12 protein-coding genes are annotated in these 12057 nt (G+C 42.4%); 4 read left to right on the top strand and 8 right to left on the bottom strand.

Features of this window, described 5'->3' with window-relative positions:
* The first annotated feature begins 110 nt into the window (after positions 1-110).
* Positions 111-638 (top strand): hypoxanthine phosphoribosyltransferase, encoded by a 528-nt coding sequence (gene hpt, locus SKA34_RS19980; RefSeq protein ID WP_006647297.1) that lies wholly within the window; start codon positions 111-113, stop codon positions 636-638.
* Between the two features lie 49 nt (positions 639-687).
* Here the strand turns inward: hpt and can are convergent, their stop codons facing one another.
* Positions 688-1377, bottom strand: coding sequence for a carbonate dehydratase (gene can, locus SKA34_RS19975; RefSeq protein WP_006647296.1), 690 nt, complete (start codon positions 1375-1377; stop codon positions 688-690).
* Between the two features lie 117 nt (positions 1378-1494).
* Here can and SKA34_RS19970 point away from each other — a divergent pair, with 117 nt between their 5' ends.
* Together SKA34_RS19970 and SKA34_RS19965 are read left to right on the top strand one after the other, a co-directional pair.
* The gene (locus SKA34_RS19970) at positions 1495-2427 is read left to right on the top strand and encodes an ABC transporter ATP-binding protein (RefSeq protein WP_006647295.1); all 933 of its coding nucleotides are present in this window, start codon (positions 1495-1497) and stop codon (positions 2425-2427) included.
* Positions 2424-3194 (top strand): ABC transporter permease, encoded by a 771-nt coding sequence (locus SKA34_RS19965; RefSeq protein ID WP_006647294.1) that lies wholly within the window; start codon positions 2424-2426, stop codon positions 3192-3194. The genes SKA34_RS19970 and SKA34_RS19965 overlap by 4 nt, the downstream gene beginning before the upstream one ends.
* Positions 3195-3261: 67 nt before the next feature.
* Here the strand turns inward: SKA34_RS19965 and panC are convergent, their stop codons facing one another.
* The 7 genes from panC to sfsA form a co-directional block, all read right to left on the bottom strand.
* Entirely contained in the window at positions 3262-4149 is an 888-nt protein-coding gene (gene panC, locus SKA34_RS19960) for a pantoate--beta-alanine ligase (RefSeq protein WP_006647293.1), read from the bottom strand.
* Between the two features lie 10 nt (positions 4150-4159).
* On the bottom strand, positions 4160-4954 hold the full coding sequence (panB, locus tag SKA34_RS19955) for a 3-methyl-2-oxobutanoate hydroxymethyltransferase (protein WP_006647292.1): 795 nt from the start codon (positions 4952-4954) through the stop codon (positions 4160-4162).
* Between the two features lie 25 nt (positions 4955-4979).
* Positions 4980-5465, bottom strand: a complete 486-nt coding sequence (gene folK / locus SKA34_RS19950) for a 2-amino-4-hydroxy-6-hydroxymethyldihydropteridine diphosphokinase (protein WP_006647291.1) — start codon at positions 5463-5465, stop codon at positions 4980-4982.
* Positions 5462-6895, bottom strand: coding sequence for a polynucleotide adenylyltransferase PcnB (gene pcnB, locus SKA34_RS19945; RefSeq protein ID WP_086004128.1), 1434 nt, complete (start codon positions 6893-6895; stop codon positions 5462-5464). The genes folK and pcnB overlap by 4 nt, the downstream gene beginning before the upstream one ends.
* Positions 6896-6949: 54 nt before the next feature.
* Complete coding sequence (gene gluQRS / locus SKA34_RS19940) at positions 6950-7834, bottom strand: tRNA glutamyl-Q(34) synthetase GluQRS (protein ID WP_039860973.1); 885 nt, start codon at positions 7832-7834, stop codon at positions 6950-6952.
* Between the two features lie 312 nt (positions 7835-8146).
* The gene (gene dksA / locus SKA34_RS19935) at positions 8147-8596 is read right to left on the bottom strand and encodes an RNA polymerase-binding protein DksA (RefSeq protein WP_006647288.1); all 450 of its coding nucleotides are present in this window, start codon (positions 8594-8596) and stop codon (positions 8147-8149) included.
* A gap of 129 nt (positions 8597-8725) precedes the next feature.
* Complete coding sequence (gene sfsA, locus SKA34_RS19930) at positions 8726-9439, bottom strand: DNA/RNA nuclease SfsA (protein ID WP_006647287.1); 714 nt, start codon at positions 9437-9439, stop codon at positions 8726-8728.
* Between the two features lie 114 nt (positions 9440-9553).
* On the opposite strand from sfsA, the gene hrpB reads away from it, so the two are divergent.
* On the top strand, positions 9554-12052 hold the full coding sequence (gene hrpB, locus SKA34_RS19925; protein ID WP_006647286.1) for an ATP-dependent helicase HrpB: 2499 nt from the start codon (positions 9554-9556) through the stop codon (positions 12050-12052).
* The last annotated feature ends 5 nt before the right edge of the window (positions 12053-12057 follow it).

Raw genomic sequence — 12057 nt, 5'->3', positions numbered from 1 at the left:
AATTGACACTATTGATTAAATAACCATTATTTCTGAGGAGTGGTACAATGCGATTCCTTTGAAATAAGTAGCCTGTGATGGCTAGTGCAGTCGCACAAATGGAGAAGAAAATGAAACATACAATTGAAGTAATGATTTCTGAGCAGGAAGTTCAAGAACGTGTTAAAGAGCTAGGTAAGCAAATTACTGAATGTTACAAAGATTCAAAAGATCTTGTGATGGTAGGTTTATTGCGTGGTTCTTTTGTGTTCATGGCAGATCTTGCTCGTGCGATTGACTTGCCTCATGAAGTCGATTTTATGACTGCATCAAGCTACGGTAATACGATGGAAAGTAACCGTGATGTTCGTATCTTGAAAGATCTTGATGATGACATCAAAGGCAAAGATGTACTGCTTGTAGAAGATATTATCGATACCGGTAATACTTTAAATAAAGTGTGTGAGATCTTATCGCTGCGCGAGCCTAACTCTATTCGTATTTGTACCTTACTTGATAAGCCAGAGCGTCGTGAAGTGGACGTGAAAGTTGATTGGTACGGTTTTGTTATTCCTGATGAATTTGTTGTGGGTGTCGGAATTGACTACGCACAAAAATACCGTCATTTACCATTTATTGGTAAAGTGGTTCCGGAATAAAAAAAAGCGACCATCAGGTCGCTTTTTTTATCATGATCAATTTTGAAGCTTAGTTATTTTTTTCAGAAATATGATCATTAATAGACTGCTCTAACGGTGGCAGCAGTGAAGACATTGCCGATTGGTAGCCGACTTCAAGCGTTTCACGACTGGTTGAGGTCACGCCAAGATCTTTAAGTACACCATTACTTGTACCGTAGATCCAACCATGGATCTTCACTTCTTGTCCCCGTTCCCATGCTTGTTGCATTATTGTTGAGTTACCTAAGTTGTATACTTGAGAGGCGACATTGATTTCAGATAACTTGTCATCCCACTCTTGGCGAGGAAGAGCACCAAATTCATTTCGATGCGTTAAATAAAGATCGCGAATATGAAGCAGCCAGTTATTGATTAAACCTAGCTGTGGGTTTTCAAGGGCAGCAGTTACACCACCACAGCCATAGTGGCCACAGATAATAATATGTTTCACCTTCAGTACATCAACAGCATACTGAACCACGGATAAACAGTTAAGATCGGTGTGGATCACTTGGTTAGCTACGTTTCGGTGAACGAATAGCTCACCAGAGACAAGTCCCGTTAAACGTTCTGCGGGAACACGGCTGTCAGAACAACCAATCCAAAGATATTGTGGATGTTGTCCTTTTGCTAATTCTGTAAAGTAGTCAGGATCTTCATTTTTAATGTTCTCTGACCAAGATAGGTTGTTTGCGAAGAGCTGCTTAATATCTGCCATGATGATACCTTATATTGATATGTTCCTTACTATACACAAGCTTCGCTAATAGCAAATCGGATTAGTGATAGATAATTAATAATTCCTTTTATTTTTGTAACAGAAAGATTGCAATTTATGAATGCTTTAGAAATAAAAAATGTAAGAAAAACTTACAAAGGCGGTGTAGAAGCTTTAAAAAATATGAGCTTAACCGTTGATGAAGGCGACTTTTTTGCTTTATTAGGCCCTAATGGTGCAGGAAAATCGACCACTATTGGTATTATTAGCTCATTGGTAAATAAGACTTCTGGTTCAGTAAAAATCTTTGGTTATGATTTAGACTCTGAAAAAGTCTATGCGAAAAATCAGCTAGGGTTAGTGCCACAAGAATTTAATTTCAACCCTTTTGAAACGGTTGAGCAAATCGTGATTAACCAAGCAGGTTATTACGGTGTAGAGCGATTGCTTGCTAAAGAGCGTGCCAAGAAATATTTATCACAGCTTGATTTATGGGGTAAGCGCAGTGAGCGTGCGCGTAATTTATCGGGTGGGATGAAGCGTCGATTAATGATTGCTCGTGCATTAATGCATGAGCCTAAGTTGCTGATTTTAGATGAGCCAACTGCAGGTGTTGATATTGAATTACGCCGATCTATGTGGACGTTTTTACGTAAAATAAACCAAGAGGGGGTGACGATTATTCTTACCACTCACTACTTGGAAGAAGCTGAAATGCTGTGTCGTAATATCGGCATCATTGACCAAGGTGAATTGATTGAGCATACCTCAATGAAACATTTATTGGGAAAGCTTGAATTAGAAACCTTTATTTTAGATATCAATCCGCAAGAGACTGCACCGAACCTGATTGGCTTCAATAGTCTATTGATTGATAGTGCGACTTTGGAAATTGAACTGAAAAAAGGCGAAAGTTTAAATCCTGTATTCAGTCAATTAACTGAGCAAGGGATCGAGGTTAAATCGATGCGTAATAAGAGTAATCGCTTAGAGGAGTTATTTGTCACTTTGGTAAACCAAGCACAGAACAATAAAGGAGTGAAGGCGTGAAGAAACAATATTGGATCGCTTTTAAGAGCTTAACCGGCAAAGAAATCCATCGATTTACACGTATTTGGGTACAAACGTTAGTACCACCTGCAATTACCATGACCTTGTATTTCATTATTTTTGGCAACTTAATTGGTAGCCGAATTGGTGATATGGAAGGGTTTAGTTATATGGCCTATATCGTGCCGGGTTTGATCATGATGTCAGTGATCACTAATTCTTATTCTAATGTCGCGTCTTCTTTTTTTAGTGCTAAATTTCAGCATAATATTGAAGAGTTATTGGTTGCGCCAGTTCCTAACTACATCATTATTGCCGGTTATGTCGGTGGCGGTGTTCTACGTGGTTTAGCGGTGGGTACATTAGTTACGATTGTGTCATTGTTGTTTGTAAAGCTTCACATTGCACATATTGGTGTGATTGTCGCAACCGTGGTAATGACATCTATCGTGTTCTCATTAGGCGGCTTAATAAATGCGGTATTCGCTCGCACGTTTGATGATATCAGTATTATTCCAACGTTCGTGTTAACGCCGTTAACTTATCTTGGTGGGGTGTTTTACTCGATCAATTTATTACCTGAATTTTGGCAAGGTGTATCGAAAATCAACCCAATCGTTTATATGGTAAATGCCTTCCGCTACGGCTTTCTTGGCGTCTCTGATGTGGGGATTGGTACATCGTTTGCTGTGTTGAGTATTTTTGTTATTGCGTTGTATAGCGTGGCATATTATCTAATATCACGTGGTATTGGCTTACGTTCATAACGTGATACTTAAGATAAAAAATGCCGCTCAATGAGCGGCATTTTTTATTAACCGTTATTACTAACGTTTATTCAGCGACATCTTCATCTGATGTTTGAGTCGGTCCCAAGTCAACAACTTGGTTATCGATCAGGCGGACTTTACCTAATTGAGATGACATCAAGATCACCGCATGCTGAGTTCCTTCGGTTACAGGCAACAAGGTGACTGCATCACGAATGAAACATTTGTCAGGCTGTAAACCTGCCGCACGTAATTGATCATTGGCATCGACGACAAGCTCGTCACAGTCAGTACGACCACCACGCATTTGGCTACTGACCCAACGCATAGTTCGGGCAAGTACAGGCGCTCGTTGACGTTCATCTACTGTTAGTTTGCCATTGCGCGAGCTCATGGCTAAACCGTCCATTTCACGTACTGTAGGCACACCAACAATTTTGATATCGAGTTCAAGGTCAATAACCATTTGACGAATAAGCGCCAATTGTTGGAAGTCTTTTTCACCAAAGCAGGCAACATCAGGCTGAACGATATTAAAAAGTTTATTAACGATGGTTGCTACACCACGAAAATGACCAGGACGCAATTCGCCTTCTAAGATGCTAGATAAGCCTGGTACTTCAACAAATGTTTGATTGTCTAAGCCTGCAGGGTACATAACTTCCGGCGTTGGTGTGAATACCACATCAACCATATTTTGCTGGCTCAGTTTGGCAATATCTTGCTCTAACGTACGTGGATACGTTTGTAGATCTTCTGTCTTGTCAAACTGCATTGGATTAACAAAGATACTAGCAACAACAACATCGGCATGTTTACGCGCTTTACGCATTAGCGTTAAGTGGCCTTCATGCAAATTACCCATTGTGGGAACAAAAGCGATACGGCGCCCATCACGGCGCCAGGTACGAATTTGCTCTCTTAGTGGAGCAATCTCGGCGAATGTTTGCATCTTTTATTCCTTATTCAAAGGTATGTTGAGAGCCTGGAAATTCACCTTTCTCAACATCTTTAATATATTTAGTGACGGCCGCACGCATGTCGCCAGTTTCTGCGAGGAAGTTTTTCGAGAACTTCGGCATATAATTGGCAGAAATACCGAACATATCGTGCATAACTAGAATTTGACCATCGGTACTGTTACCTGCACCAATACCAATTACGGGGATCTCTACCGCTTTGGTAATGCGCTCAGCAAGGCTAGCTGGTACACATTCAAGAACAATGATTTGTGCGCCTGCATTTTTTAATAGGATAGCGTCTTTAACCATTTCATCGGCTTTGTCGATATCACGGCCTTGTACTTTGTACCCACCAAAAATATTGACGGATTGTGGTGTTAAACCGAGGTGAGCACAAACGGGTACGGCACGTTCAGCTAGCATAGAAATGGTATCTGCTAACCATGCGCCACCTTCTAGTTTGACCATATTAGCGCCAGAACGCATTAGCTTTGCTGCATTTTCACAAGTTTGCTCTGGTGTTGCATAACTCATAAATGGCATATCAGCCATCAGTAATGCATTAGGGCTACCCGCACGAACACTACGTGTGTGGTAAGCGATTTCTTCTACAGTAACAGGAAGCGTATCTTCACGGCCTTGTAAAACCATGCCAAGAGAATCACCAACCAGTAATACTGGCATTTCCTGTTGCTCAAATAATTGAGCAAAACTTGCATCGTAGGCAGTGACTGATGCGAACTTACGACCTTCTTGCTTCCATTTCATGAGATCGTTGATAGTAATTTTCTTCATAGCTTTTCCTCGCCCTGATAGATTTTTATTTTTGCCAGATAGCTAAGCCATTTAGGTCTACCTGATCCAATAGAGTGGATAAAGAGGTGTTGTCAGGTAGGGTTAACTTAGGGTTTATCTCAGCTAACGGGTAGAGTACAAATTCTCGTACTTTCATACCGTAATGGGGAACGGTTAAACGTTTGCAATGGTGTATAAGATCACCGTATAACAGAATGTCGAGATCCAAGGTTCTTGGTCCCCAACGCTCATCTTTACGTACTCGACCATGTTTAAGTTCAATGGCTTGGGTTTGATCAAGTAATGCGAGTGGTGCTAAATCGGTATCGATTGCTACCACGGCATTTATATAATCGGGTTGGTTCTGTGGTCCCATAGGTGTACTGCTATATAGGGATGACACAGCAACGACCGTCATATCAGGATGTGCGTGTAACGCATCAATGGCGTTATTAGCTTGGGCGATAGGATCGCCCAAGTTACTGCCTATTGCGATATAAGCTCGGATCATGATGATTTCGGCTGTGGCTTTTTACGGCGCTGTTGCGGACGGCGACGACGTGGGCGACGACTGCCACTTTCATTCAGGTTCAGCACCATTTTACCGCGCTGGTTGCGATCCACGTTTTGGAATTCATTCCACCATTGCGCTAACTCTTTAATATCATGACCTTCAAATAGGGCACGCATTTCTAAGAAGTCGTAAGCGGCACGGAATTTAGGGTGTTCCATGGTTTTAAACGCACGCTTGCCACTGCGACGAGCAAAGCGTAATTGCTGTTGCCAAATATCGCGCACAGTGGTGGTATGGCGGCGTGGAATCGCAATAGTACGGACTTGATCATCAAGAATATCGTTACTAGCAACCATAAAGGCGTCGTAGAATGATAAACCACTTGCAAAAGACACTTCTTCTGCACGGATCATCATTGGATACCACAGCATTGCCGCATAGATAAAGGCAGGATTTACGCGTTTATCTTCTGCAATTCGCTTATCGGTAGATGCCAAGATATGCTCAATCATCTTCTCTGTTTGGCTGCTGTTATCTTCAGTAAAGTGATCGGCCAAAATAGGGAAAAGCTGTTGGAATAGGTTATATTCACGTAGCATACGGTAGGTTTCTAAACCTTGCCCTGATTGCAGCAGTTTTAGGCTTTCTTCGAACAAACGTGCCGATGGAATATCTAGCATGAGTGGCGCAAGATCTTTGATCGGTGCTGCTGTTGCAGGATCAATTTCCATATCCAGTTTTACCGCGAAACGAACTGCACGTAACATTCGTACAGGATCTTCACGGTAACGGGTTTCAGGATCACCCATTAAGCGAACAATACGATTGTTAAGATCGTGAACACCGTTGGCGTAATCGGTCACCGTAAAATCTTTCACACTATAATAAAGTGCGTTGATGGTGAAATCACGACGCTCTGCATCTTCTTCAATCGTGCCGTAGACGTTGTCACGAAGTAACATGCCTTCTTGGCTACGCGATGAGATTTGTGGTTTTTGTTTGCTATCTTTTGGTGTCGTCGTCTGAACTGGCGCGTCTGAATGGTGTCCGCGGAATGTTGCCACTTCAATAATGTCACGACCGAATAGGATATGGGCAAGACGAAAACGACGACCAATTAAGCGACAGTTACGAAAGAGCTTTTTAATGTCTTCAGGTGTTGCATTAGTTGCAATATCGAAGTCTTTAGGTTGTTTGTCTAGAAGTAAATCACGTACGCCGCCACCTACTAAGTAAGCGTCGTAACCGGCTTTGTTTAGACGATATAGTACTTTCAGCGCATTTTCGCTGATATCTTTACGTGAAATGCTGTGCTCTTGGCGTTGGTAAACTTGCAAAGTTTGTTCCTCTGGAACGCGAGTACTACTGTCGCGATTCAATACTTTACGGCAAAAGCTGGCTACTCGATTAAAGATAATACACCCCATTATGTGCATCTGGTTCAACAAACAGCCGTATATAATATATCACGGCAGACTATTTTAGAATGCTAGTGTGATAGCGGTGGTTTTTGGTAGCTTATCAAGCTGCCAATGTTCAACGCTCCACAATAAAATTTCTTCTACAGTTAGTTCAGCAAGTTCTGCTGGTGGCGCTAGGCCTAAAAAATGTAGCGCTGCAACTAAAGCTGGCCGAGGATTGTGTTTATCAATCGCTGGCGCATGGTTTTGTTTTGACAATTTATTGCCATTTTCCGTTACAGCGAGCGGTAAGTGTAAATAGCTCACAGGGGCATGACCAAGCTGTTGGTATAAGCCAATTTGACGTCCCGTAGGTTCAATTAAATCAGCACCACGAACAACTTCAGTGATCCCTTGTTCGATATCATCAAGTACAACCGCAAGATTATAAGCAAATAACCCGTCTCGACGTCGAATGATAAAATCTTCTCCCGCAACAGAAGTTGGTAGAGCGATTTGGCCATGTAATTGATCATCGAAAAGAGTGATAGGTTTGTCCACTTTTAACCGAACAGCACTGTCTTTAGGCTGTTGATTGAGGTTACGACAGGTACCTGGGTAAAAACCGCCTGCTTCTTTGATTGCTTTACGACTACATTGACAATAATAAGCATCGCCTTGGACTAACCATTGGTCTATTTGACTTTGGTATGCATCATGACGTTGGCTTTGATACATAATTCCGCCGTCCCACGCAAAGCCATAAGCTTCAAGAGTACGAAGAATATCATCTGCAGCACCTGGCATCTCTCGTGGTGGGTCGAGATCTTCCATTCTGACAATCCAGCGCCCTTGATGTGACTTGGCTTGCAAGTAACTACCGAGTGCGGCTATCAATGATCCGAAATGAAGTGGCCCTGAGGGTGATGGCGCAAAGCGTCCTATATATTGTGTCGTCTGTGTCATAAATTATGAACAATAAAGCAGCCTAGACCTGATTAGGTGACTAGGCTCGGCGTTAAAATATGTTGACCAGAGCTAGGGGATACTGCAGCAAGGCAAGCCCTCCAAACTGAATAAGACTCTTAATACAGAACCTTATTCAGTTTGGTGCGAGCCAATCTTAAGCTCAATTGAGCGTGATTAGAGCGCAAGCAATGATCAACATGGATAAGTCGCGCTAATAATAGCGCCACACAAATTAAATCGCACGTTAGTGTAAACGAAAGAGGGAGCTTTCGCTCCCTCTAAAATTAGGCATTAACGCAGGTGACGTAATTAGCCTGCCATTTGCTTTTCTTTGATTTCTGCAAGTGTCTTACAGTCAATACAAAGTTCTGCTGTTGGGCGAGCTTCTAAACGACGAATACCGATCTCGATACCACAAGAGTCACAGAAGCCGAAATCATCTTCTTCAATGCGCTTTAGCGTTTTTTCGATTTTTTTGATCAGTTTACGTTCACGGTCACGGTTACGTAATTCAAGGCTGAATTCTTCTTCCTGAGCTGCACGATCGACAGGATCTGGGAAGTTAGCGGCCTCGTCTTGCATATGGTTTACTGTACGATCAACTTCTTCACGAAGCTGATTACGCCATGCTGAAAGAATCTTATGGAAGTGATCGCGTTGAGCTTCACCCATATACTCTTCACCAGCTTTTTCCTGGTAAGGTTCAACCCCAGCAATAGCCAGGATGCCTAGTGATTTTTTAACGTTGCTCTCTGGCATATAGCATCTCCTAATGTACCTAATAACCGTCACTGGTTAATTTTGGGCGGTATCTATAGCAGAAAGGGTTGGCTGTGGCAATTATTGTCTTTCTTCAATTCTATACCAATGTGAAGAAACCATCATTTTTTAGTTTGAATGACGAAATTCTATACAATTAGTCAGCTTGATTTGGTTTTTATTGAGCTCTGCTTTGTAGCAAAGAACCTCAACACCAGCCTTCACTGCTTGCGTTAATAGTTGAGCGTATATTGGATCAATATGATCAGCTACAGATACGTTATCAATTCCCGAATGTAATACTGCAAATAAAAGCACCGCTCTGTTACCTTGATCAACCATCTCCATTAACTCTCTAAGGTGTTTTTGGCCTCGAGTGGTTGCAGCATCAGGAAAATGACCTTGTCTATCTTTCCCTAATAAGGTGACGCTTTTTACTTCAATATAGCAGGGTGGTCGACTTTCTGACTCAAGTAATAAATCAATGCGGCTATTTTCAGTGCCATATTTAACTTCTGCTCGCAGTGATGTGTAACCTGTTAGTTCATCAATTACGTCATTTCTAATTGCTTCTTCCACTAATCGATTGGCTTGGGCTGTGTTCACGCAAATCCAATCATTATTCAGTGTTTGAGTTAGCTCCCAACTATTGGGATATTTACGCTTTGGATTGTCAGAGGTTGAATACCAAACAGTACTGCCAGACTCAGCACAGCCTGTCATAGCACCTGTATTGGCACAATGGATAGTACGAACGTCACTATTATCAAGTTCAATATCAGCTAAAAAACGCTTATAACGTTTGATCAGTTTGGCCGATTGTAAAGGTTGCACAAATTTCATAGTTCTCTCAGTGGCTGATGATTGTTTTTCGTTGTAGGTTACCTTTTCGCTACAATGGCAATTAAAGGCATAGGCATTAGCCGATAAATTCGATCATGACATAAGGTACTCAGCTTGTCACAACTCCCAATAGTAGACGTATTACCTAATTTATTATCAGCATTGATATCTTCACCTCAACTGATTTTAAAAGCGCCACCGGGGGCTGGTAAGTCGACATTTCTACCGCTTTCATTATTACAAGAAAATATGTTTACCGGACGTATCGTAATGTTAGAGCCAAGACGATTAGCTGCAAGAAATATTGCGGGGTATTTAGCTCAGCAGTTAGGTGAGAAGGTTGGGGATACTGTCGGCTTACGTGTACGAGGAGAAACTAAAGTCAGTGCAAGGACCAAGCTTGAGATTGTCACCGAGGGGGTGATGACACGAATGCTGCAGCAGGATCCTGAGCTGACGGGCATTGATTTACTGATCTTTGATGAATTTCATGAACGTTCTACTCACGCCGATACCGCATTGGCGTTAGCACTCGAAGTACAGCAAGCGCTACGTGACGATTTAAAAGTTCTGGTGATGTCAGCAACCTTATCTCAGCAAGAATTGATAACGCTATTGCCTGAGGCTAGCTATATCGAATCACAAGGACGCTGTTTTCCTGTTGAATATCGTTACGCTGGGCAAACGGAGCCGAGAGAACTTATTGAAAAAATGGCGCAAGCAATATGCCAATTACTCAACACTGAATCAGGATCTATGTTGGTGTTTTTACCAGGTGTTGGTGAAATTAAACGCTTAGAGCAATTGCTAAAAGAACGTTTAGATGACGAAACATTACTTTGCCCGCTCTATGGACAACTGAGCATTGAGCAGCAACATAAAGCGATCAGTGCGCCAATCAATGGGCAACGTAAAGTGGTATTGGCGACAAATATTGCTGAAACCAGTTTAACCATTGAAAGTATTCGATTAGTGGTTGATTGCGGGTTAGAGCGTATTGCACAGTGGGATCCAAAATCAGGTATCAGCCGCTTACAGCAAGTACGTATTGCGCAATCATCGGCAGAGCAAAGAGCAGGGCGAGCAGGACGTTTATCGGCGGGTATTTGTCTGCGAATGTTCAGTGAAGAGCAACTACAGCGTCAACCTGCAATACCGCAGCCTGAAATTTTACGCAGCGATTTAACCTCATTGGCAATGGAATTAGTACAGTGGGGTTGTCACGATCCTGCTGAACTACAATGGCTAGATATTCCTCCCGCGATCGCATTGCAAAAATCTCGTGAATTATTGGTGCAACTTGGCGCTATAGATATGCGAGGCCAACAAACTGAGCGAGGCAAAATGATTCAAGGTTTAGGTGCCGATCCTCGTCATGCCGCGATTCTAGCCTTCGCTCTTGAACACTATCGAGCGCAACAGGATGAGACAATATTGTCTACAGCCGCCATGCTTGTGGCGTTATTGGAAGATCCGCCACGAGGGGTGGATAATCCTGATCTCAGTTTTCAATTACATTTATTGGAAAGTCAAAAGCTTGCCAAAGCAGGGCATTACTGCCAGCGCGCAAAACAAACCCAACAAAAACTTTATCGATACTTTGATTACAAACCAAAGAGCACATCGTTGACGGTTAATAATCAATGGTTAGGTGCATTGTTAGCTGCAGGTTTTCCTGATCGTATCGCGATCACACGTAACCATGATGGACGTTATCAGTTGGCAAATGGTCAAGGTGTGATACTCGATGTGGATCAAAATCTGGTATCTGAAAATATCTTGGTGGTCGCGGATGTGGTGAAAACACGTCAAGGTGACAGTCGAGTATTTTCTGCAGTGTCTGCTGATTTAGCACAATTACAACAGATGCACCCTCAGTTATTTACCGAGAAAGACTGGCTGGATTGGGATGATAAAAAAGGACGCTTAAGTGCTGAGCATCGGATTTATTGTGGCAACCTCATCGTTAGTCGAGATATTGCTGCAGATCCTGATCCAGCGCTTGCCAGTGAAGCGTTGGTTAATGCAATAAAACGCAAAGGCTTATCGGTATTAACGTGGACAGATAAAGCCACTTCGTTGCTGACACGTGCACGTTGTGCCGCTCGCTGGTTACCAGAATTAATGCTCCCTGCATTAGATGAAACGGATTTACTTGAAGCGGCTGATCGTTGGTTGCTGCCTTATATGAATGGGATAAAAACCATGAAAGGTGTCGCTAAGTTAGATGTACTTGCCGCATTAGAGGCGTATTTAGGTTGGGATAAAAAGCAACAAGTTGATTTGCTACTGCCCACACATTATCAAGTCCCAACAGGAACTACTATAAAGATCCGATATCATGAGCAACAGCCCCCTGTACTTGCGGTGAAATTACAAGAAATGTTTGGTGAAAAAGTGTCGCCTTGTATTGCTAATGGCAAAGTGGCACTGGTATTGGAATTATTGTCTCCAGCACAAAGACCACTGCAAATTACCCAAGACTTAGCTGCTTTTTGGCAGGGCTCGTATAAGGAAGTACAAAAGGAAATGAAAGGTCGATACCCTAAACACCCATGGCCGGATGATCCTGCTAATCATGTACCTACCCGTAAAACCAAAAAATATATGTAGCAATA

This window comes from Photobacterium sp. SKA34 (assembly GCF_000153325.1).
Classification (GTDB): Bacteria; Pseudomonadota; Gammaproteobacteria; order Enterobacterales; family Vibrionaceae; genus Photobacterium.
The sequence above is the reverse complement of the archived record's forward strand: the minus strand, read 5'-3'. Positions and strand labels throughout refer to the sequence as shown.